This is a genomic window from Pseudomonas sp. LPB4.O, assembly GCF_038383825.1.
GTDB lineage: Bacteria > Pseudomonadota > Gammaproteobacteria > Pseudomonadales > Pseudomonadaceae > Aquipseudomonas > Aquipseudomonas putida.
Map to the genome: position 1 here is coordinate 4,253,964 of NZ_CP151298.1, position 23,741 is coordinate 4,277,704.

Sequence of the window (23,741 nt, forward strand, 5' to 3'; positions counted from 1 at the left end):
TCAACGCTGGGCGCGCACCTCATCGACCCCACGGTTGGCCAGCTGGTCGGCGCGTTCGTTGCCGGGGTGGCCGATATGGCCGCGCACCCACTTCCAGCTCACCTTGTGGCGGTTGACCTGCTCATCGAGCTGCTGCCACAGGTCGGCATTCTTCACCGGCTCTTTGGCAGCGGTCTTCCAGCCGCGCTTCTTCCAGTTGACCATCCATTCGTTGATGCCCTTCATCACGTACTGCGAGTCGGTGGTCAGCACCACTTCGCATTCGCGCTTCAGCGACATCAGGCCCTGGATCGCCGCCATCAGCTCCATGCGGTTGTTGGTGGTTTCACGTTCGCCGCCCCACAGTTCCTTCTCGACGCCCTTGTAGATCATCAGGACCCCCCAGCCACCTGGGCCAGGATTGCCTTTGCAGGCACCATCGGTAAACATTTCGACGCTATCGCTCATGTACCACTCTTGAATTCAGTGCTTGTCAGTTTCAGGGTTGACCGCCGTGCGGTTCACCTTGGCCAGCGGCAGCGGCAGCAACTTGCCCATCGGCTCGCGACGTTCCGGGCGCAACGGCCGCAGGCCCACCACCATCTTGCGCGCCACCAGCAGGTACACCCCGCCACCGGAGCTCTGCCAGCCGCCGGCCATCCGCTCCCAACCCGCCAGGCGCTGCTGCCAGGCCGGTGAAGCAAGCGGCGGACGATAGCACCCGAAGCGGCGTTTCTCCAGCGCGAAGCCCAGCAGGTTGAGCCAGTCGCCTACCCGCGAAGGCGAGATGCAACGCGCCTTGCGCAAGGCGCCATGGCTGAAGAAATGGCGCATGCCCCAACTGCTCCACGGGTTGATCCCGACGATCAGCAGGTGCCCGCCCGGGCGCACGGCGCTGGCGGCCTCGCGCAGCAAGCCATGGGGCGACAGGCTGAAATCCAGGCCATGCTGCAGCACCACCACATCGGCGGCATGCTCGCTCAGCGGCCAGGCCTGCTCTTCACAGGCAATTTCCACCCCCGGCAGCGGCGCCCCAAGGCGCACGTTGCGCTGCACCTGGGGGGCGCTGGGCGGCGGCTCCGCGCAGGGGCCGTAGTGCACAAGGTAGCCCCCGAAGAAGCGGCCCAGCTCTTCTTCCAGCAGTTTTTCCTCTTCCTTGAGCATCAGTTGGCCGATCGGGCCATTGAACCACTCACGGGCCAGGCTGATCAGCTTGACCCAGTCCGGGTCGGCCTGGGCAAAGGCTTGGTCGGTCATTGCGCTCTCCCTCGAAGGTTCTCCCACCGCGCCATCGCGGCTAAGATGCCTTCATGTGCCACGCTAGGCGAATCGGATCCGCACCATGATACAGATCGATGCTCTCCCCGCTTTCTCCGACAACTACATCTGGTTGTTACAGGATACTGCCAAACGCCGCTGCGCGGTGGTCGACCCGGGTGACGCCGGCCCGGTGGAACGCTGGCTGTCGGCCAACCCCGACTGGGTGCTCAGCGACATCCTGATTACCCACCACCACAACGACCATGTCGGCGGCGTGGAACGGCTCAGGCAACTGACCAACGCACGGGTGTGCGGCCCTGCCAACGAACGTATTCCCTGCCGCGACCTGGCGCTGGACGAAGGCGACCAGGTGACGGTGCTGGGCATGACGTTCCAGGTACTGGCAGTGCCTGGCCACACCTTGGGGCATATCGCGTTCTTCAGCGACCAACCGGCAACGCCAGTGCTGTTCAGTGGCGACACCCTGTTCGCCGCCGGCTGCGGGCGCATGTTCGAGGGTACACCCGAACAGATGCAGCCGGCCCTGGCCCGCCTGGCGGCACTGCCGGCCCACACCGAAGTGTACTGCGCCCACGAATACACCCTCAGCAACCTGCGCTTTGCAAAGGCGGTGGAACCTACCAACCAGCACGTTCTAAAGCGGTTCGAGGACGTTACCCGTTTACGCGCCGACAATCGCATCACCTTGCCATCAACGATTGGCCTGGAACGCCTGACCAACCCCTTCCTGCGTACCTCTGAAACATTAGTTAAACAAAAAGCAGACGAATGGAAGGGACATCCAAACGACTCGCAGGTCACTGTTTTTGCTGCCTTGAGGTCTTGGAAGGACACCTTCTGATAACCTCAAGATATATCGCAATCGATGGTCAAAGGTTGACCAGGCCCGGAGCGGTTTCTAGAATCGCCGAAATTTTTCGCCCGGATACCTGTCTCAGCCGATGTCTTCCCGTAGCCGCAGAACCTCTCATTCCGTCGCCCTGACGCGCCTGGCCCAAATCAGTGCGCTGGCTCTGGCCGCCACCCTGGTGGGCTGCCAGAGCACCCGTCAGCTTGACGAATCCGAAAGCGTTCGCGCGCACAACTACCAGGCGCGGATCAAGCACAAACCTGCACCGCTGCTGGTCAAGCCGGCCGAGCAGGCACCGCAGGATGTCTGGGAGCGCATGCGCCAGGGCTTTGCCCTGCAGGACAGCATCGACGTCAATCCGCGCATCGAGCAGCAGCGCCTGTGGTTCGCCAGCAACCCGACCTTCATCGAAAGTGCCGGCGAGCGCGGCAGCCTCTACCTGCACTACATCGTCGAGCGTCTTGAAGAGCGCGACATGCCGCTGGAGCTGGCCCTGCTGCCCGCCATCGAAAGTGCCTACAACCCGATGGCCTATTCACGCGCCAGTGCTGCCGGCATGTGGCAGTTCATGCCAGCGACAGGCCGCCACTTCAACCTGCGCCAGACCAATTTCTACGATGGCCGCCGCGATATCACCGCGTCGACCAACGCCGCACTGGACTACCTGACCCGCCTGCACGACATGTTCAACGGTGACTGGCTGCTGGCCCTGGCCGCCTACAACGCCGGCGAAGGCACGGTTAGCCGCGCCATGGAGCGCAACGAACGGCTCGGCCTGCCAACCGACTACTGGAACCTGCCGCTGCCTCAGGAAACCCGCGACTATGTGCCCAAGCTGCTGGCCCTCTCGCAGGTGGTGCTTACGCCTGAAGCCTATGGCGTGAACCTGAACCCGATTGCCAACGAGCCCTACTTCGAAGCGGTCGCCATCAATGATCGCCTGGACCTGTCGCGGGTGGCGGCCTTTGCCAACATCGACGAAGACGAGCTGATCCAGCTCAACCCGGCCTTCAAGAAGCGCATGACCGTGGACGGCCCGCAGCAACTGCTGGTGCCGACGGCCAAGGCGCAGCTGCTGAGCGACAGCCTGTCCAACCTCAAGCCCGAGCAACTGGTCAGCCTGCAACCGAACAAGGCCGTGTTCGCCCGCGCCGTAGCCGAAGCCAAGGCACCGGTGGCGGCGCGCAGCTACCGGGTCAAACGCGGCGACAACCTGGGCGCGATCGCCAAGGCCAATCGCGTCTCGGTCAGTGACATCAAGCGCTGGAACCGCCTGTCCGGCAACAGCCTGCGGGCCGGCCAGGTGCTGGCCCTGCGCGGTGGCAAGGGACCGAGTGCCGCCGGTAACCGGGTAGCGGCATCCGGCAAGCGCTCCACCCAGTACAAGGTGCGCAAGGGCGACTCGCTGTACCTGGTGGCCAAACGCTTCAACGTGGAAATGCAGCACCTCAAGCGCTGGAACCCACGCAGCGGCCACGCCCTCAAGCCAGGCCAGACCCTGACCGTCTACCTCTCGCATTGATGTAAAACCCGGGGCCGCTGCGCGCCCCATCGCCGGCAAGCCGGCTCCCACAAGTACTGCACATGGCTTGAAGCCGATGCAGTCGGGGTGGGAGCTGGCTTGCCGGCGATGGGGCGCCCAGCGGCCCTTTGCAATCCTCTGGCCGCACTCTTTTTCCAATCCCACCAAGCTGTTACTGTACCCGATCAAAGCCCAACGCCTCTGGATCGGATGCCGACTTGATACGTCCCCTCCTGCTGTCAATCAGCCTGGCCTTGAGCTTCCCCGTAGCCGCGATGGTGAGCGAAAGCCACGGATACGCGCAGTTCGGCACGCTCAAGTACCCAGCCACATTCACCCATTTCGACTGGGTCAACCCGCAAGCGCCCAAGGGCGGTACCTTGCGCGCCATGGCTTTTGGCACCTTCGATACCCTCAACCCCTACACCTTCAAGGGGTCAAGCCCGGTCACCACGCCCAATTTCCAGCAGTACGGCATCAGCGAGCTGAACGAGCCGCTGATGGTCGGCACCGGTCAGTACGACCCGTCGGGTGACGAGCCGACCTCCAGCTACGGCCTGATCGCCCGTTCGGTCGAATACAGCGAGGACCGCAGCTGGGTGGTGTTCAACCTGCGTCCGGAAGCCCGCTGGCACGACGGCCAGCCGATCACCTCGGCAGACGTGGCCTTTTCCTACCGCACGCTGCTCAAGGACGGCCACCCGATCTACCGCACCAACCTGCAGGAAGTGCAACGGGTAGACATCCTCGGCCCGCTGCGCATCCGTTTCGTGTTCAAGCGCGCGGGCAACCCGCTGCTGATCCTGCGCCTGGGCGAAATGCCGGTGCTGCCCAAGCACTACTGGCAAAAACGCGACTTCAAGGCCACCACCTTCGAGCCCCCCTTGGGCAGCGGCCCCTACCGCATCACCCAGGTACAACCCGGGCGCCGCCTGGTGTTCGAGCGGGTCAAGAACTACTGGGGCAAGGACCTGGCGGTCAACCGTGGCAAGTACAACTTCAAGCGCGTGGAATACGAGTTCTACCGCGACGCCACGGTGGCCTTCGAAGCGTTCAAGGCTGGCGAATTCGACATCTATATCGAGCACCAGGCGAAGAACTGGGCCAACGGCTACAACTTCCCGGCCGTGCGCCGTGGCGAAGTGATCAAGGCGCAGATCCCGCACCAGATCCCCACGCAAACCCAGGGCCTGTTCATGAACAGCCGTCGGGCCACCTTCAGCGACCCGCGGGTACGCCAGGCGTTGGGGCTGATGCTCGACTTCGAGTGGACCAACCGCGCCCTGTTCAGCAGCGCCTACCGCCGCTCGACCAGTTACTACCCCAACAGCGAGTTCGCTGCCAGTGGCCTGCCCACCGGCAAGGAGTGGCTGTTGCTGGCGCCGTTCCGTGACCAGTTACCGGCCAAGCTGTACAGCGAACCCTACAAGGTCAGCCACACCGATGGCCGCGGCATCAGCCGCCAGACCCTGCGCCAGGCCTTGGGCCTGCTTGCCGAGGCTGGCTGGAAGCTGAACGGCCAGCGCCTGGTCGACAGCAAGGGCCAGCAACTGCGCATGGAACTGCTGTTGGTAAACCCCAACCTTGAACGCATCCTGCAACCTTATGTCGAAAATCTGTCCAGCATCGGCATCGATGCACGCTTGCGCACCGTGGACCGTGCCCAGTACAAACAACGACTGGACCAGTTCGATTTCGACATGATTCTGATGACCCTGAACCAGACCCTGAGCCCCGGCCTTGAACAGTGGCTGTACTTCCATTCCAGCCAGGCCGCCACCAAGGGCAGCAAGAACTATGCTGGGGTCAAGGACCCGGTGGTCGACCACTTGCTCGACACCCTGCTTGCCGCACGCACCCGCGACGACCAGGTCGCCGCCGCCCGCGCCCTGGACCGCGTGCTCTCATGGCAGTACTACATGATCCCCAACTGGTACCTCGACAACCATCGCCTGGCCTACCGCAACCGGTTCGCCTTCGTCACCACACCGCCCTATACCCTTGGGCTGAACAGCTGGTGGATCAAGACTTCGGAGAAAGCCCAATGACGCCAACGCACCGTCTGCGCCGGCTGGCATGCAGCCTGTTGCTCGCCTGCCTGAGCCTTCCCACCCTGGCCGCACCGCAGCACGCGCTCACTCTGTACGACGAGCCACCCAAGTACCCTGCCGATTTCAAGCACTTCGACTACGTCAACCCCGACGCCCCCAAGGGCGGCACCTTCCGCCAGTCCAGCTTCGGCGGCTTCGACAGCCTCAACCCGTTCATCAACAAGGGCGTCTCGGCCGAGAACATCGGCAGCATCTACGACACCCTGATGCGCCAGAGCCAGGACGAGCCGTTCACCGAATACGGCCTGGTGGCCGGCAAGATCGAGAAAGCCCCGGACAACAGCTGGGTGCGTTTCTACCTGCGCCCCGAAGCCCGCTTCCACGACGGCCACCCGATGCGTGCCGAAGACGTGGTGTTCACCTTCAATGCCCTGATCAAGGACGGTGCGCCGCTGTACCGCCAGTATTACGCCGACGTCGCCGAAGTGGTCGCCGAAGACCCGCTGAAGGTGCTGTTCAGGTTCAAGCACAAGGGCAACCGCGAGCTGCCGCTGATTCTCGGCCAGCTGCCCGTACTGCCCAAGCACTGGTACGCAAACCGCGACTTCAACCGCGGCAACCTGGAAATCCCCTTGGGCAGCGGCCCGTACAAGGTTGCCGAGGTCAAGGCCGGGCGCTCGGTGCGCTACGAGCGGGTCAAGGACTACTGGGCCAAGGACCTGCCGATCAATCGCGGGTTCTATAACTTCGATGCCATGACCTTCGACTCTTACCGTGACACCACCGTTGCCCTGGAGGCGCTCAAGGCCGGGGCGTTCGACTATGCGCTGGAAGTCAGCGCGAAGAACTGGGCCACCGCCTACAACGTGCCCGCCGTGCGGGAAGGCCGCCTGATCAAGGAAGAGCTGCCCAACGGCAACCCTACTGGCATGCAGGGTTTCATCTTCAACATCCGCCGCCCGGTGTTCCAGGACGTGCGTGTGCGCCAGGCGCTGAGCCTGCTGCTGGACTATGAGTGGACCAACAAGCAGCTGTTCAACGGTGCCTACACCCGCACCGGCAGCTACTTCGACAACTCGGAAATGGCCGCTCACGGCCTGCCCAGCCCCAACGAGCTGAAAATCCTCGAGCCGCTGCGTGGCAAAGTCCCTGACCAGGTATTCTCCGAGGCCTTCAAGAACCCTGTCAGCGACGGCAGCGGCATGATCCGCGAGCAGCAGCGCCAGGCCTACAAGCTGCTGCAGGAAGCCGGCTGGAAAATCGTCGACGACAAGATGGTCGACGCCCAAGGCAAGCCGGTAAGCATCGAGTTCCTGCTGGCGCAGACCGAGTTCGAACGCATTCTGCTGCCGTTCAAGCGCAACCTCGCCGACCTGGGCATCGACCTGAGCATCCGCCGGGTCGACGTTTCCCAGTACATCACCCGCCTGCGTTCACGGGACTACGACATGATCGTGGGCGGCTACCCACAGTCCAACTCGCCGGGCAACGAGCAGCGCGAATTCTGGTCCAGTGCCGCCGCCGACAACCCCGGCAGCCGCAACTTCATCGGCCTGCGCGACCCGGCCATCGACCAGTTGGTGGAAGAGCTGATCAACGCCGACTCTCGCCAGAGCCTGATCGACCACTGCCGCGCCCTCGACCGCGTGTTGCTATGGGGCTACTACGTGATCCCCAACTGGCATATCAAGACCTGGCGCGTGGCCTACTGGAACCACATCGGCCACCCGCAAGTGTCGCCCAAGTACGACATCGGCATCGACACCTGGTGGATCAAGCCCGGGGTAACCACGGCGGTGAGCGACGCCCCTGCGGACGAGGCCAACTAACATGCTGGCCTATATCCTGCGGCGCCTGCTGCTAATCATCCCGACCCTGTTCGGTATCCTTGTCATCAACTTCATCATCGTCCAGGCCGCCCCCGGTGGCCCGGTAGAGCAGATGATCGCCAAGCTCGAAGGCTTCGAGGGCGCCACCAGCCGCATTGCCGGTGGCGGCGCCGAGGTTTCCGTGGCCGGTTCCAACTACCGCGGCGCCCAGGGCCTGGACCCGGCACTGATCGCCGAAATCGAGCGCATGTACGGCTTCGACAAGTCGCCGCCAGAACGCCTGTGGATCATGATCAAGAACTACGCCCAGCTGGACTTCGGCGACAGCTTCTTCCGCGATGCCAAGGTGATCGACCTGATTGTCGAAAAGATGCCGGTGTCGATCTCGCTGGGGCTGTGGAGCACACTGATCATGTACCTGGTGTCGATCCCGCTGGGGATCGCCAAGGCGGTGCGCCACGGCAGCCACTTCGACGTGTGGACCAGCTCGGCGATCATCGTCGGCTACGCCATCCCGGCGTTCCTGTTCGCCATCCTGTTGATCGTGCTGTTCGCCGGGGGCAGCTACTTCGACTGGTTCCCGCTGCGTGGCCTCACCTCCAACAACTTCGACGAGCTGAGCACCACCGGCAAGGTGCTGGACTACTTCTGGCACCTGGTACTGCCGATCACCGCGCTGGTCATCGGCAACTTCGCCACCATGACCCTGCTGACCAAGAACAGCTTCCTCGACGAGATCAACAAGCAATATGTGGTCACCGCCAAGGCAAAGGGCCTCAGCCGGCCACGGGTGCTGTACGGCCACGTGTTCCGCAACGCCATGCTGCTGGTGATAGCCGGCTTCCCGTCGGCGTTCATCGGCATCTTCTTCACCGGGTCCTTGCTGATCGAGGTCATCTTCAGCCTCGACGGCCTGGGCCTGATGAGTTTCGAAGCGGCCATCAACCGCGACTACCCGGTGGTCTTCGGCACCCTGTTCATCTTCACCCTGCTGGGGCTGGTGGTGAAACTGATCGGCGACCTGACCTACACCCTGGTCGATCCACGCATCGACTTCGCCAGCCGGGAGCACTGACATGGCCTTGTCCCCCCTCAACCGCCGGCGCTTCGAGCGCTTCAAGGCCAACCGCCGTGGCTGGTGGTCGCTGTGGCTGTTCCTGATCCTGTTCGGCCTGAGCCTGGGCGCGGAGCTGATCGCCAATGACAAGCCGGTGGCCGTGCGTTACGACGGCGAATGGTACTTCCCCGCGTTCAAGCGCTACCCGGAAACCACCTTCGGCGGCGAATTCCCGCTGGAGGCCAACTACAAGAGCCCGTACATCCGCGAACTGCTGGCCAAGAAAGACAGCTTTGTGCTGTGGGCGCCAATCCCGTTCAGCTACCAGAGCATCAACTACGACCTGCGCGTGCCCGCCCCGGCGCCACCCTCCACGGACAACTGGCTGGGCACCGACGACCAGGGCCGCGACGTGCTGGCGCGGGTGATCTACGGCTTCCGCATTTCGGTACTCTTCGCCCTTACCCTGACCGTGGCCAGCTCCATCGTCGGCGTCATCGCCGGCGCCTTGCAAGGCTTCTATGGCGGCTGGGTCGACCTGGCCGGGCAGCGCTTTCTGGAAATCTGGTCGGGCCTGCCGGTGCTGTACCTGCTGATCATCCTGGCCAGCTTCGTGCAGCCCAACTTCTGGTGGCTGCTGGGCATCATGCTGCTGTTCTCGTGGATGAGCCTGGTGGATGTGGTGCGCGCCGAGTTCCTGCGTGGGCGCAATCTGGAGTACGTGCGCGCCGCCCGTGCCTTGGGCATGCGCAACGGCGCGATCATGTACCGGCACATTTTGCCCAACGCCATGATCTCGACCATGACCTTCATGCCGTTCATTCTGACCGGCGCCATCGGCACCCTCACCGCCCTGGACTTTCTCGGTTTCGGCCTGCCCGCCGGTTCGCCATCGCTGGGCGAACTGGTGGCGCAGGGCAAGTCCAACCTGCAAGCGCCGTGGCTGGGCATCAGCGCCTTTGCCGTACTGGCGCTGATGCTGAGCTTGCTGGTGTTCATCGGCGAATCCGCCCGCGATGCCTTCGACCCGAGGAAGTGACATGAGTGAACAGAACCTGATCGAAGTGCGGGACCTGGCCGTGGAGTTCGTGACCGGGGACCAGGTCAACCGGGTGGTGGATGGCATCAGCTTTGACATCCGCAAAGGCGAGACGCTGGCGCTGGTGGGCGAAAGTGGCTCGGGCAAATCGGTCACCGCGCACTCGATCCTGCGCCTGCTGCCCTACCCCCTGGCCCGCCACCCCAGCGGCAGCATCCGCTACGAAGGCAAGGACCTGCTGCAGCAGAACGAGAAGACCCTGCAGCGCATTCGCGGCAACCGCATTGCGATGATCTTCCAGGAGCCGATGACCTCGCTCAACCCGCTGCACTGCATCGAGAAGCAGATCAACGAAATCCTTCTGCTGCACAAGGGCCTCACCGGCAAGGAAGCGACCGCACGTACCCTGGAGCTGCTGGACCTGGTCGGCATTCCCGAGCCGCACAAGCGCTTGAAGGCCCTGCCCCACGAGCTGTCGGGCGGGCAGCGCCAACGGGTAATGATCGCCATGGCACTGGCCAACGAGCCGGAACTGCTGATTGCAGATGAGCCGACCACGGCGCTGGACGTGACCGTGCAGCTGAAGATTCTCGACCTGCTCAAGGAACTGCAGGCGCGCTTGGGCATGGCGCTGCTGCTGATCAGCCATGACCTGAACCTGGTGCGTCGCATCGCCCACCGCGTGTGCGTGATGCAGCGCGGGCAAATTGTAGAGCAAGCCGAATGCGCCACGCTGTTCAGCTCGCCACAGCACCACTACACCCAAATGCTCATAAATGCCGAGCCCAGCGGGCTGCCGGCGCACAACCCGGTGGGCGCGCCGCTACTGGAAGTGGATGACCTCAAGGTGTGGTTCCCGATCAAGAAGGGGCTGCTGCGGCGCACGGTTGACCATGTAAAGGCCGTGGACGGGGTCAACTTCAGCTTGCCGCAAGGGCAGACGCTGGGGATTGTCGGGGAATCCGGGTCGGGCAAGTCGACGCTCGGCCTGGCGATCCTGCGGCTGATTTCCAGCCAGGGCGGCATCCGCTTCCATGGGCAGAACCTGCAAGGGCTGAACCAGAAGGCCGTACGGCCGCTGCGGCGGGAAATGCAGGTGGTGTTCCAGGACCCGTTTGGCAGCCTGAGCCCGCGCATGTGCGTGGCGGACATTGTGGGTGAAGGGCTGCGCATTCACGGCATTGGCACCGCGCAGGAACAGGAAGCGGCGATTATTGCGGCCCTGGAGGAAGTAGGCCTGGACCCGCGCACGCGCCATCGCTACCCCCATGAGTTTTCCGGCGGGCAACGCCAGCGCATCGCCATTGCCCGGGCGCTGGTGCTGAAGCCCGCACTGATTCTGCTGGACGAACCCACGTCCGCGTTGGACCGCACTGTCCAGCGGCAAGTGGTGGAATTGCTGCGTAACCTGCAGCAGAAGTACAACCTGACATACCTGTTCATCAGCCATGACCTGGCGGTGGTCAAGGCGCTGAGTCACCAGTTGATGGTGATCAAGCATGGCCAAGTGGTGGAGCAAGGGGATGCGCAGGCGATCTTCCATGCGCCGCAGCATCCGTATACACGGCAGTTGCTGGAGGCGGCGTTTTTGGAGGTGAATGCCGTTAGTTAGCTTTGGGGGGCTGCTGCTTCGGCCAAAATCCCCGCCTTCGATCCTGATGATGACCTCGATGCATGAGCTGGAGGCGCTGCGGGTTTTGCTTGAGTCGGCATTGATCAAGGTACAGATGCCCGCTGAGCCCGGAACTTCGCCCTAAGGCTGATCAACGTGCTGCAAAGGCCGGCCCCTTCGCGGGCGCGCCCGCTCCCACAGGAAGCACTGAGACTGCTGCGCGGTCTTTGTGGGAGCGGCCTTGTGTCGCGATAGGGCCGCAAAGCGGCCCCCCCATTGATTTTCTATAACTCAGCCTAGTTATCAATTTTTCTGACAACAATCGTCTTCCATCATCAATCGATTCGGGCATAAATTCTTCACCGTCAACCCCAAGTACCAACGGTAGAGCCATGTCCAGCCCACAACACCCGCCCGCTTCCCCTGCCCTGGCCACGCTGATACAGCGCTCCGGCCGGCCCAGCCCAACGCTGAGCGAAACCCATGCCCACGCCGTGCTTCAGGCCCACTACGGCGTTGCCGGCAACCTTTCGGTACTGGGCAGCCAGCAAGACCTGAACTTTCGCGTGACCACGCCCCAGGGTGGCTATGTGCTGAAGGCCTGCCACGGCAGCTATGCCCAACTGGAACTTGAAGCGCAGCACGCCGCCTTGGCCTTCCTGCGCGAGCAGGGTTTGCCGGTACCCGCCGTACGCTTGGCCCACAACGGCGTGGGGTTGCTGGAACTGGACATCGACGAACAACCACTGCGCCTGCGGCTGCTCGATTACATCGAAGGCCAGCCGCTGACCCGTCTCAAGCACATGGAGCCACACCTGATGGCTGAGCTGGGCGGGCTCTGTGCGAAGCTGGACAAGGCCCTGGCCGATTTCGACCACCCAGGCCTTGCGCGCACCCTGCAATGGGACCCGCAGCATGCCCAGGCGTTGATCGATCATCTGCTGCCGGTACTGCAGGACAGCGGGCAGCGCGCCCGCATCGAACACGCCACCCGCCAGGCCCGAGAGCGCCTGATGCCGTTGGTTGATCACTTGCCGAGTCAGGCCGTGCACCTGGACATCACCGACGACAACACCGTGTGGGCCCGTGATGCCCAGCGCCAGTGGCAACTGCAAGGCGTGATCGATTTCGGCGACCTGCTGCGCACCTGGCGCATCGCCGACCTGTCGGTAACCTGCGCTGCGCTGTTGCACCACGCCGAGGGCGACCCACTGCGCATCCTGCCAGCCGTGCGGGCCTACCAGGCGCTCAACCCGTTGACCGAGGCCGAACTGCGCGCGCTGTGGCCATTGGTGCTGAACCGCGCTGCCGTACTGGTGCTGAGCAGTGAAAAGCAGCTCGCCGTCGACCCGGGCAACCAGTACACCCGCGACAACATTGCTCACGAATGGGAAATTTTCGACACTGCCACCGCCGTGCCCATCGCCCTGATGGAGGCGGCCATCCTGCAGGCTGCGGGCCTGCAACCCAAGGCGCCGGACTTCAACGGTTGCGCACCCCTGCTCCCCGAGCTGGCCGGGCAGGCCGTAACACGGGTGGACCTGGGGGTACTCAGCACACACTGCGAGGCCGGCAACTGGGAGCAGCCCGGTTTCGACCAGCGTCTGCTGGCTTCGCAAGCCGCTCCGGCCTGCAGCCTGCACGGGCAATATCGCCTGTCGCAAACCCACATCGACCGCCCCGAAGAGCCCGCCACCTGCGCCCTCGGCGTTGAGCTGCACCTGCCCAACGGTAGCCTGGTGCAAGCGCCAGCACCCGGCACCTGGCAGCGACACGGCGACGGCCGTGGCTGCCTGCGCACCGCGCATTGGGCTTTGTGGCTGCACGGCCTGGAAAACGCACCGGCAGACGGCCAGGCCGTGGAAAAAGGCCAGCCCCTGGGCAACAGCTGTGGTTTCCTCAGCGTGCAGTTGTGCCTGGACAGCGGCATGCAGCCGCCATTCTTCGCCACCACGTCACACGCTGCCGCCTGGCTGGCCCTGTGCCCGTCGCCAGCCGCGCTGCTGGGCTTCGATTGCGAAGCCGAGCCGCTACCCGATCCGCAAGCCCTGCTGGCCCGCCGCGACGCCAGCTTCGCCCGCTCGCAGAAGCACTACTACGCGCAGCCGCCACACATCGAACGCGGCTGGCGCAACTACCTGATCGACATGCAGGGCCGTTCGTACCTGGACATGCTCAACAACGTCGCGGTGCTAGGGCATGGCCACCCGCGCATGGTCGCCGAGTCGGCGCGGCAATGGTCGCTGCTGAACACCAACTCGCGCTTCCACTACGCCGCCATCACCGAGTTCTCCGAGCGCCTGCTGGCGCTGGCACCCGAAGGTTTCGACCGGGTGTTCATGGTCAACAGCGGCACCGAAGCCAACGACCTGGCGATTCGCCTGGCCTGGGCCTACAGCGGCGGGCGTGACCTGCTCAGCGTGCTGGAGGCCTACCACGGCTGGTCGGTGGCTACCGACGCCATCTCCACGTCCATCGCCGACAACCCGCAAGCCCTGGAAACCCGCCCGGACTGGGTACACCCGGTCGAAGCACCGAACACCTTCCGCGGTCGTTTCCGCGGTGCTGACAGCGCCGCCGACTACCTGCAGGACGTCGACGCCAAACTGGCTGACCTGGATGCCCGTGGCCGCCAGCTGGCGGGCATCATCTGCGAGCCGGTGTACGGTAATGCTGGCGGCATCTCGTTGCCAGCCGGCTACCTGAGCGATGCCTATGCCAAGGTCCGCGCCCGTGGCGGGGTATGCATCGCCGACGAAGTGCAGGTGGGTTATGGCCGCCTGGGCGAATACTTCTGGGGTTTCGAGGAGCAGGGTGTGGTGCCCGACATCATCACCATGGCCAAGGGCATGGGCAACGGCCAGCCGCTAGGCGTGGTCATCACCCGCCGCGAGATCGCCGAGGCGCTGGAGGCCGAGGGTTACTTCTTCTCCTCGGCCGGTGGCAGCCCGGTCAGCTGCCGCATCGGCATGGCGGTGCTGGACGTGATGCAGGAAGAAGGCCTGTGGGACAACGCCCGCGACACCGGGCGCTACTTCAAGGCCCGCCTGCAAGCGCTGGTCGACAAGCACCCGCTGGCGGGCGCGGCACATGGTTCAGGCTTCTACCTGGGACTGGAACTGGTGCGCGACCGCACAACCCTGGAGCCGGCCACCGAAGAAACCATGACGCTGTGCAATCGCCTGCGTGACCTAGGCATCTTCATGCAGCCGACCGGCGATTACCTGAACATCCTCAAGATCAAGCCACCGATGTGCACCACCCGGGCGAGCGTGGACTACTTTGTCGACTGCATTGACCGGGTGCTGGGCGAAGGGCTGTAGGGATCTGGGTGAGGCTGGAGCGTTCGCCCTTGGAAGTTCGTCGCCTGTCAGATCGAGCGCCGCCCGCGCGGCGCTCGATCTCACAAACACCGAATACTTCAAGCCCTACCCTTGGCAATTCCATCCATTACTATTCGCTCACAACGCCCCAACATCAGGTTCACCGAACATGACCTTCTCCAGCGACTCCCTGGCAATTTTCCTCGCGGTGCTGGATGCCGGCTCGTTCTCCGCTGCCGCGCGCAAGCTGGGCCGTGTGCCTTCGGCCGTAAGCATGGCAATCGCCCAACTGGAAGCGGAGCTGGACCTGCCGCTGTTCGACCGGGCCACACGCAAAGCCTTGCCCACCAGCGCCGCGCTGGCGCTGGAGCCCCAGGCCAGGCAGGTGATCTGCCAGCTCAACCTGCTGGATGCCCAGGCCCTGCAATTGCACAAAGGCCTGGAAAAGCGCCTGACCATCGCCATGGCGCCCGAGCTGCAGACCGGCCGCTGGAGCCAGCCACTGGAGATCCTCGCCCAGGAGTTTCCCAGCCTGGAAATCGAGGTGCGCTCCGCCACCCAGACCGAAGCCATTCGCCTGCTGCATGACGGCAGTGTGCAACTGGCACTGGTGTTCGAACGGCCCGGCATCGACGAGCGCGAGTCATTCCTCGAAGCCGGCAGCCAATTGCTGGTGGCCGTCGCCTCGCCGCGCCATCCGGCCGGGCAGAACAGCGGCACGCCACTGCCTGAAGAGGCCTTTGCCGAACAACGGCAGATCATCGTGGCCTCAGGCAAGGCCACCGGGTCGGACCCACGCATGGTGCTGTCGCGGCGTATCTGGCTGACCGACAGCTACCTGGCTACGCTGGACCTGGTGCAATCCGGCCTGGGCTGGGCCTACCTGCCGCAGCCGCTGGTTGAACCGCTGATTGCATCCGGTGCACTGGCCGAGGTGCGCTTTGACAACATGGCCAGCCGCCTGCGCCTGTGGGTGGACATCATCTGGATCAAGTCGCGCCCGTTGGGCCTGGGCGCCAGACGTTACCTGGACGTCATGCGCCAATGCTTTGAAACAGAATCCCCAAGGTCCTGAGCCGCCCCATCCGAAAACGAAAAGTCCTACAGCACGTTAGGAAGCCGATAACTCCCTACAGAATTGATTCCTCGTTAGATTTTTGCTCGCCATCAAGAAGACAAAGGAACTTCTCATGTCGAGCCAGTCCGCGCAGGGCTACCTGCAGTGGGTCGATCGCTTCGCGACCCAGCTGCGCCAACCAGAAGAGGCCCTGTATCTTCTACTGGACCCGTTTGCGGGGTGCACGCCCGAGCACCCGTTAAGCATTGCATCGCTCACCGAGACGCTGGGTGACGATGCGGTAGTGCGCGTCGATAGCCGCGGGCTAGTCCAGGACCCTCAATACTGGCCAGCCCTGGTGCAGCTTGCCAAACCCGGTGCAGCGCCCACAGCCCTTGCTGCACTCAGCGCGACCTGCGCCGCACGTGAGGCAACGGCCACCTGGCACTATGTGTGTGGCTGGCTAGTCAGCGAGCAACCCGCCGACCTCATCGCCCGACACATCAGCCAGCAATGCCATGTGCTGCACCAACCGCCGCCGCACGGCATCACCGCCTGGTTCGAGCCTGTACGCCTGGTGTTGCTGCGCGCAACCATGCGCAACGCGGCCCAAGTCCTTGGGCCCATTCGTAGCTGGCTGCACCCCGATGGCTGTGGCAGTTGCGCGGTGTTCGAACGGCAACCGCCGGCTGGCGAGCTGGTCGTCCCTGATGCGGCAAGGGCTACCCAGCACCTCGCGCCGCAGATCATTCAACTGCTCGGCGCCTGGCGTCGCCTGAATGCCGTGCAGCAAACCGGCGCCCCCTGGCAATTCACAGGCCCATCAGCCCTGCCCGAAAACGCGCCCGTTCATGCCATGAATCTGCTCCTCAAGGCCTTCAGGCAGGGCCTTCGCGACCGTGCCGATATCCAGTGCATGTGCCTGCACATGGTCATGGTCCACCCATTGCTCCTTCAACATCCCACCATCCAGCACGACGTGGCACAGGCAGCGGCCGGCATACAACGCCTGGCATCGCGTTTCGCCTGCTACGACGACCGCGCCTGGTCGCACATCGTGGCCGCCCTGCCGCAGGCAAGGAGTTATTCATGAGCACCAGCAAAGCCGTCCACATTGCCATGCAGGAAGAGATACCCAACACATACGGCAGCTGCAATGCCTGCGAACGCTCCGGCCTGCCGATCATGCTGCTGCGCGAGGCCTATGCCCCTCCGCTTCGGCATGGAAAATGTGCTGGAGTTCTCTACGTTTTCTTCTGCCAGGTTTACCAGCGTTCATGGCTTTTACAGCCGACTGGGCCGCGGGGATCAAACCCGCAACCATGTGCGCAAGGTCATCCTGCAGGAACAGCTACCCAACGGCGTGCTGGCGCTGACCCTGCCCGACCCGGTCGGGATGGTGATGGAGCTCAACGCGCAGCGCACGGGCTGGGTGCAGGCCATGCAGGAGTGGCGTGCCCAACCCCAGCGCCACTTCGAGTATTTCACCTCGCAAGCGTTACTGGGCATCCGCGAACTGCATGCCGCCACCGCTGCTGCTCTGGGGGCCGAGGACGCAAAGCGCGAGGCCCGGCGGGTCCAGCAGTGGAACAAAAGCCCGTTAGGGGTCAAAACACACTTCCCTCCGGTGGACCTGCAAGCACAGAGCGAACGCGACATCGCGCGCAGGCAAGAGGGGGCCCGCAAGCGGCTGGAAGAGCGTTACGACGAGCGCGCCCGTGCCGACTTCCAGGCGGATTACGACCGCGAGCTGAAAAACTGGCAGTCGATGGTCGACCAGGTAGGCAAGCTGTACGCGCACCACTACGCCAAACGTGCGTTTCAGCAGATCGGCTACTTCGACTATGACGCGAAAGACCCTGTTTCGGTGGAGCACTTCATACAGATGATGGCGGCCTGTCTGGCCGGCGGGCCCACTGAAGCGCTACCCGCGCAAGGCCAGCCGCTCGGGATGACCCAGCATATCTGGCAGCAGCTTCTGGAAGACGACCGTAGCCTGCTTTACCAAGCGTTGCTGGCCAAGAACCAGAAGCTGATGCAGCAGGTGGCCAGCGGGCTGTCCGGGGATGACTTCGGCAAGGTGTACGACATCATCAAAAGTATCGCCGGCACCGCCGATGGCCAGCTGTTGATGATCAAGCCGATACAGGATGCCGTTGGCCAGTTGCTGGCCGCGACCAACAGCGCTGGGAATGCACTCAGCCAGCACATCAGTGAACGTTCCAGGACGCTGATCGGCCACGTACATCGTTCGGCATTTGCGCTGTTCGCCGGGCAGCAGGTGACGCCGCTGCGCGTGTCGCTGACAGTGGGCGAATACATGAGCCTGCTCAATGAAGCGGTGCAGGCACGGACCGATGCGTTTCTGCAGCAGGTAGACAAGCAATTCCGTGATCCCTTGGGCCGCAAGGTACGCGCCATGGTGCTGAGTGGCGCGATCAACATTGCGGCAGCGGGCAACCGTAACCAGATGATCGAGGTGGTGCTCTGGGCGTTTGAAAGTACCGAGAGTTTGCAGGCGCGGTTGGTGCAGTTAAGGGAGGGTGCGGCCGGTGGCGTCGGGGAGCTGGTGCGCAATATTGCGATTGGTACGGGTACGCTGCGCACGCAGGTTACTGATGGATTGAAAGTCAGCTCGATGGCCGCGCAAAGCGTGGCTAGCGATGTCATGCGCAGCTTGCGGGATGGAGTAGCCAGTGGTGCAAGTGTCCAACTGCTGTTTGCCCTGGGGGGCCTATGGTTCCATCAGGACAGCCTGCGCAACAACTATCGAACGTTGCAGGAAACGCATCAGCACAACCCGGAGGCGCTTGCGGCAATCTGGTCTTCGTCGCTTGGTTTACTGGGTACTAGTGTAGAAACGGCAGGGCTTCTCGTTGCGCAGATACGCCCGGAGATTCCGTGGCCAGGAACAGTGACAACGACCTCCCTGGCTACCGGTATGGTCAGATTTGGGGCCGGCATTGCGGCGATTGCTGGCGTCATGGATGGGGCTCAATACAGGTTTGCAAGCCTGAGATCCAAGAAAACAGGAGATAACGCTGCGACTCAGTTGTACCAGCTCGCAAGTGCCACTTCATTTGGGGCCGCAGCATTTGGAGTCTGGGCCGTTTTTGGATATAGCGCTTTGCTTGGCCCAATAGGCCTAAGCATGACGTTGGGCATGGCAGCCTATCTGCTCGCAACTTCGGCCAAGCGGAAAGAATCATCACCAACGGAGCTTTGGGCCGGAAATGCTAGGTGGGGACTACCTCAATCACGTCGCCAATGGGTATCCGAAACTGATATGGACGCGGCCATTGGAGCCCTCAACGCGGCCATCATCGGTTTGCATGCGGAGGTCTCGATCCAGATCCAATTCGATATAAACCACGCCATTCACCGAGAAGTTGCATCCACGATGTTTACTGACGACGGAAATGTGGTGCCAGCAAGTTTCAGCCTCGACTACTTCATGCGCATGCCACACTTTAATCAGCACCTCTCGCATTATCAGTGGAGTCTAATTCTGCATCACGGAGCCAGAGGCTGCGAAATAGCTAATTTGTCAGCCGACAGTTCATCACCGTTAACACTGCACGCTGAAAATAAAGAGTCCAGGCACCTCTTCTCAAGGACTTCCCCTATGCAGCCAGTTATAAAGCTGGATGAAGTAACTGGAACACTCAGCATCCAGGGAACGCTGCCACTGTCCGACTACCACACTCTCCAGGCCGTTGAGTTAACCCTAAGCTACTGGCCCGATAGACATGACAAATCCGCATGCGCTCGAATCGTTCTCAAGGAAAATAATATCCGCTCCAACAGAGGCGACAGTCAATGAGCGGTCCAATACTGATACCACCCTGCCCTGGGTGGAAAGAAGACTTGCCGTCGCCTCTCGATGCACCGATTCTGGAACCGCACCTGGGCACTCACGCGCCAAACCATCAAGATGATATTTACCTCGAAATCTCTCGTTCAGCAATGGCATGGCGTGGTGTCGTTTCGGCACTGACATTAATCTATCTGATTTCGATCTTGGTTGATCTTCCTTGGATGATCCTCCATACGGACCCAACAGACATTGAGAGCATACTCCTACTCGTTGGTATGTACTCACTATTCTCATGGAGCATCATCATTCTGTTCCGGGCGGATCTGGCAGCTCCCCGAGACCTGCCAATCCGTTTCAACCGGGTCCGCAAAAAAATTTACGCCTACAACTTCAAGCGTCAATGGTGGAACCCTTTCGACAAAGGGAAAATCGTGGTGGTCAGTTACGACTGGTCACAAGTTCGCGCCGAGCGCTGGTCGCAGAATGGCTCGCTGCCAAACGGCGGATTTATTTTCAAATGGGGTGTCACATTGTCCATCGTCGCACCGGGCACGAACAACGTTATTGACCGTTTCCCTCTTGTAACGATGGGCGCCGACCAGCACGCCTGGGCCTATATCTGCACCTATATGCAGGAAGGCCCTTCGGCACTGCCCCCACCCGGTGAACCCAAGGACCACAACGATGTACTCTGGTGTGAGTTCGCCCTGCGCCTGGCACCCCGCGTAGTGTGGCCCACGGAAATGGATCTGGAGTCGAGAACAGCGCCCTGAATCTACTCTGGCCCCTAGGCAAGCCGGCACCCGCAGGTACTGCGCATGACTTGAGGGCGATGCGGTCAATGTGGGTGCATGCCCGCGAACACCGGCGCAGCCGGTGCCATGCATCGCGCTGGATTCTTCACGGGCACGCCCGCTCCCACAGGGATTATGTGGTCGGCGCCACCAACCTGTACCCCACCCCTGCCTCGGTGATGATGAACCGTGGCGCCGTGGGGTCATCGCCCAGCTTCTGCCGCAGATGGCCCACCACGATCCGAAGGTAGTGGGTATTCTCCACATGGGTAGGCCCCCAGACATCCTTGAGCAGTTGCTGCTGGGTAATCACCCGCCCTGGGTGCCCGGCCAATAGCGCCAGCAAGGCGTACTCCTTGCGCGTCAACGCCACCTCCACACCGTCCAGGGTCACCCGGCGAAAGGCAAAATCCACGGTCAGCGGCCCAAAGCTGGCTGCCACTTCCGAGCCCCCCGCCTGTGGCACCTGGCGTAGCAAGGCCCGCACCCGTGCCAGAAATTCCTGGATGCCAAACGGCTTGGTCACGTAATCGTTGGCCCCGCCGTCCAGCGCATCCACCTTCTGCACCTCACTGGCGCGCACCGACAGCACCATCACCGGCACCGCGCTCCATTCGCGCAGCTCACGCAGCACCTGCTGGCCGTCCATGTCCGGCAGCCCCAGGTCGAGCACCACCAGGTCCGGCTTGCCCAGTGCAGCCTGGGCCAGCCCTTCAGTGCCAGTGGCCGCCTCAAGCACCTTGTAGCCTTGCGAGGCCAGGCTGATGCGTAAAAACTTGCGGATCTGCGGTTCATCGTCGATGACCAACAGGGTGGCGGACTGGCTCATGGCGTTTCGCTTTCGGCTTCAGGTTGAGGGGGTAGCGGCAAGCATAGAGTGATGCCGGTGCCCTGGCCATCGATGCCTTCGCCCACCAGAATCTGCCCGCCATGGGCGCCGATCATGCCCTGGCAGATTGCCAGGCCCAGGCCTGTGCCCTGCCCGCCGCGGTCACCACGGGCTGCGGTATAGAACATGTCGAAGATCTTCTCGCGGTCGGCGACCGGAATGCCGGGGCCCTGGTCGTTGACGGTAAGGCGCAACTGGTCATCATGCACGGCCACCTGCAGCTCAAGCCGGCCATTGGCCGGGGAAAAGCGTGCGGCGTTTTCCAGCACGTTGACCAGCGCCTGTTCGATCAGCGCCGCATGCACGAACAGCAACGGCAGCTCGGCCGGCACATCGGTGTGCACCCGCAGCGGCGCCAGCACCACGCGCAGGCGGTTGAGCGCACTGCCGACGATGTCGGCCGGGGCTACCCAGTCGCGGGCCAGCTTGAGGCCGCCGTGGCCCAGGCGGGTCATGTCCAGCAGGTTCTGGATATAGCGGTCCAGGCGTTCGGCCTCGTTGCGGGTGCCCTCCAGCAACTCGCGGCGGTCCTCGGCCGGTATCGCTTCGCCCAGCGCCAGCAGGCTGTCGATGCTGCCGCGCATGGCAGTCAACGGCGTGCGCAGGTCGTGGGACACAGAGGCCAGCAAAGCGCTGCGCAGCTGCTCGGTTTCGCCGTGCAGGCGCGCGGCCTCCAGTTGTTCGGCCAAACGTGCGCGGGCCAGGGCCTGAGCCAGTGGCTGGCCAAGGGCCGTGAGCAGGCGCCGGCGTGGGTCGTTGAGCGGCTGCCCGTTGCGCGGGCGCACACCCAGCAGCGCCAGCGGCTGCTCGTCCACCGCCAGCGGCCACCACCACCAACGGCCGTTGGGCAGGGTGTCGCTGCCGTGGCCGGCAGCCTGGCCGTGCTGCCAGGCCCAATCGGCGGCAGCCCGTTCGGTGTCGCTGAAGGCGTGGGCTTCGCCGCTGGCAACCTGCAGCTGACCTTCGGCGTTGCGCTCCAGCAGGCACACCTGCATGTCTTGCCAGCCGTCCAGATGCTGGCCGGCGGCATTGAACACGGCCTGGCGGTCGGTGGCCACGGTCAGCCGGCGCGACAGGTCGAGCAGCTGGCTGGTCTGCGCCTGAGTTTCGCGCAGCGCCTGCAACTGGCGGCGCTGGCGTGCCGCCAGGTTGCCGGTAAGCGCGGCCATCAGCAGGAAGAACACCAGGGTCAGCACGTCTTCTTCGCGCTGGATGCTGAACGAGAAATTGGGTGGAATAAACAGAAAATCGTAAGTCAGGAACGATAGCGCGGCGCAGCCCAGCGCAGGCCCCAGGCTGCTGCGCACCGCCACCAGCAACACCGCAGCCAGAAACACCAGCGAGATGTTGGGCAGCGCCAGCACACTCGACACCGCCCAGGCCAGCCCCGCCGCCATGACCGTGGCCAGAAGCGCCAGCAGGTAGTGGCGCCACACCCACACCCGCCGCACCGCCGACCGCGGTGCGTGCGGCTGCACGTCGCGGTCCAGCACGTTGATTTCCAGCCCATGGCTTTCGCGCAGCAGCCGCGCAGCCACACCGGCACCGAACAGGCGACGACGCAGGCGGTCACGGGACTGCCCCACCAGCACCAGGCTGGCCCGCCGTTCGGCGGCATGCTGGATCAACGTGCGCGCCACTTCGCCAGCCCTTAGCAGCACCACCTCGCCGCCCAGGCGCTCGGCCAGCTGCTGCGCGGCCTGCAAGCGGTGACGCGCGGTTTCGTCGCGCAGGCGGCCGTTGTCCACATGCACCAGGCTCCAGGGCAGGTGGCGGCGTTGCGCCACGCGGCTGGCATGGCGCACCAAGCGTTCGGCCTGGTCGTCGCCGTCCACGCCTACCAGAAGCCGCCCGCGCAAGGCCGGGGCCTCTTGGCCACGCTGGCGATAGCCGTCGGCGAGGTCGGCATCGACCTGCGCGGCGGCAGTTTGCATGGCCAGTTCGCGCAAGGCGGTGAGGTTGGTTTGCGAGAAGTAAGCATCGATGGCCGCCCGCGCCTGCTCGGGCACGTAAACCTTGCCTTCACGCAGGCGTTCGAGCAGTTCGCGGGGTGGCAGGTCGATCAGCACCAGTTCGAAGGCTTCCTGCAGTACCCAGTCCGGCAGGGTTTCACGCACTTGTACACCCGTGATGTCGCGCACCTTGTCGTTGAGGCTTTCCAGGTGCTGGACGTTGACCGTGGTGTACACGTCGATGCCGGCGGCCAGCAGCTCTTGCACGTCCTGCCAGCGCTTGGCGTGGCGGCTGCCGGGGGCGTTGGTGTGGGCCAGTTCGTCGACCAGAGCCAAGGCCGGCGCAGCCTTGAGCAGGCCGTCGAGGTCCATTTCCTCCAGGGTGACACCACGGTACTGGCTGCGCAGCAACGGCTGCTGCTGAAGGCCGGCGAGTAGCGCTTCGGTTTCAGCACGGCCGTGGGTTTCCACCACCCCGGCCAGTACCTGCACACCCTGACGTTGCTGGCCGTGGGCGGCCTGCAGCATGGCGAAGGTCTTGCCGACGCCGGGGGCGGCGCCAAGGAACACCTTCAGCCGACCCCGGCCGGTGCGCGGTAGGTTAGCCAACAGCGCATCTGCGCGGGCGGAATCACTCATGTTTCATCCTTCAGGATTTGCGACAGTCGACCAACACCGGGCCTGCTTGG

General features: G+C 63.4%; 16 protein-coding genes. 12 read left to right on the forward strand and 4 right to left on the reverse strand.

Annotation, left to right across the window (positions count from 1 at the left end; all coding sequences use genetic code 11):
• Both rnhA and MRBLPB4O_RS19345 read right to left on the reverse strand, forming a co-directional pair.
• Positions 1-447, reverse strand: a complete 447-nt coding sequence (gene rnhA, locus MRBLPB4O_RS19340; protein WP_016498736.1) for a ribonuclease HI — start codon at positions 445-447, stop codon at positions 1-3.
• A gap of 15 nt (positions 448-462) precedes the next feature.
• Positions 463-1,236, reverse strand: a complete 774-nt coding sequence (locus MRBLPB4O_RS19345; RefSeq protein ID WP_016498735.1) for a methyltransferase domain-containing protein — start codon at positions 1,234-1,236, stop codon at positions 463-465.
• Positions 1,237-1,321: 85 nt separating this feature from the next.
• On the opposite strand from MRBLPB4O_RS19345, the gene gloB reads away from it, so the two are divergent.
• The 12 genes from gloB to MRBLPB4O_RS19405 all read left to right on the forward strand — a co-directional run bounded on the left by gloB (position 1,322) and on the right by MRBLPB4O_RS19405 (position 20,190).
• Complete coding sequence (gene gloB, locus MRBLPB4O_RS19350) at positions 1,322-2,101, forward strand: hydroxyacylglutathione hydrolase (protein ID WP_341796309.1); 780 nt, start codon at positions 1,322-1,324, stop codon at positions 2,099-2,101.
• Positions 2,102-2,201: 100 nt separating this feature from the next.
• Complete coding sequence (locus tag MRBLPB4O_RS19355; protein WP_063424467.1) at positions 2,202-3,632, forward strand: lytic transglycosylase domain-containing protein; 1,431 nt, start codon at positions 2,202-2,204, stop codon at positions 3,630-3,632.
• 218 nt (positions 3,633-3,850) lie between these two features.
• On the forward strand, positions 3,851-5,680 hold the full coding sequence (locus tag MRBLPB4O_RS19360; RefSeq protein ID WP_341796310.1) for an extracellular solute-binding protein: 1,830 nt from the start codon (positions 3,851-3,853) through the stop codon (positions 5,678-5,680).
• Positions 5,677-7,512: an extracellular solute-binding protein gene (locus tag MRBLPB4O_RS19365; RefSeq protein WP_341796311.1), complete on the forward strand. Its 1,836-nt coding sequence runs from the start codon at positions 5,677-5,679 to the stop codon at positions 7,510-7,512. The genes MRBLPB4O_RS19360 and MRBLPB4O_RS19365 overlap by 4 nt, the downstream gene beginning before the upstream one ends.
• 1 nt (position 7,513) lies before the next feature.
• Positions 7,514-8,587: a microcin C ABC transporter permease YejB gene (locus MRBLPB4O_RS19370; RefSeq protein WP_016498730.1), complete on the forward strand. Its 1,074-nt coding sequence runs from the start codon at positions 7,514-7,516 to the stop codon at positions 8,585-8,587.
• A gap of 1 nt (position 8,588) precedes the next feature.
• The gene (locus tag MRBLPB4O_RS19375) at positions 8,589-9,608 is read left to right on the forward strand and encodes an ABC transporter permease (RefSeq protein WP_016488246.1); all 1,020 of its coding nucleotides are present in this window, start codon (positions 8,589-8,591) and stop codon (positions 9,606-9,608) included.
• A gap of 1 nt (position 9,609) precedes the next feature.
• Positions 9,610-11,220 carry an ABC transporter ATP-binding protein gene (locus MRBLPB4O_RS19380; protein ID WP_341796312.1) on the forward strand — a complete coding sequence of 537 codons (1,611 nt, stop codon included), beginning with the start codon at positions 9,610-9,612 and terminating at the stop codon, positions 11,218-11,220.
• Positions 11,221-11,612: 392 nt separating this feature from the next.
• Positions 11,613-14,543, forward strand: a complete 2,931-nt coding sequence (locus MRBLPB4O_RS19385) for an aminotransferase (protein WP_341796313.1) — start codon at positions 11,613-11,615, stop codon at positions 14,541-14,543.
• 169 nt (positions 14,544-14,712) lie between these two features.
• Entirely contained in the window at positions 14,713-15,618 is a 906-nt protein-coding gene (locus MRBLPB4O_RS19390; RefSeq protein WP_341796314.1) for a LysR family transcriptional regulator, read from the forward strand.
• Positions 15,619-15,733: 115 nt separating this feature from the next.
• Positions 15,734-16,693: a hypothetical protein gene (locus MRBLPB4O_RS19395; protein ID WP_341796315.1), complete on the forward strand. Its 960-nt coding sequence runs from the start codon at positions 15,734-15,736 to the stop codon at positions 16,691-16,693.
• A gap of 111 nt (positions 16,694-16,804) precedes the next feature.
• A complete protein-coding gene (locus tag MRBLPB4O_RS19400) occupies positions 16,805-19,423 on the forward strand; it encodes a T6SS effector BTH_I2691 family protein (protein ID WP_341796316.1) in 2,619 nt (872 codons plus the stop codon).
• 44 nt (positions 19,424-19,467) lie between these two features.
• Complete coding sequence (locus MRBLPB4O_RS19405; protein WP_341796317.1) at positions 19,468-20,190, forward strand: DUF6708 domain-containing protein; 723 nt, start codon at positions 19,468-19,470, stop codon at positions 20,188-20,190.
• 154 nt (positions 20,191-20,344) lie between these two features.
• On the opposite strand, the gene MRBLPB4O_RS19410 is transcribed toward MRBLPB4O_RS19405, so the two are convergent.
• Together MRBLPB4O_RS19410 and MRBLPB4O_RS19415 are read right to left on the reverse strand one after the other, a co-directional pair.
• Positions 20,345-21,040 carry a response regulator gene (locus tag MRBLPB4O_RS19410; protein ID WP_132841987.1) on the reverse strand — a complete coding sequence of 232 codons (696 nt, stop codon included), beginning with the start codon at positions 21,038-21,040 and terminating at the stop codon, positions 20,345-20,347.
• Complete coding sequence (locus tag MRBLPB4O_RS19415) at positions 21,037-23,691, reverse strand: sensor histidine kinase KdpD (RefSeq protein ID WP_341796318.1); 2,655 nt, start codon at positions 23,689-23,691, stop codon at positions 21,037-21,039. Before MRBLPB4O_RS19415 ends, MRBLPB4O_RS19410 begins: the two co-directional genes overlap by 4 nt.
• Positions 23,692-23,741 lie beyond the last annotated feature (50 nt).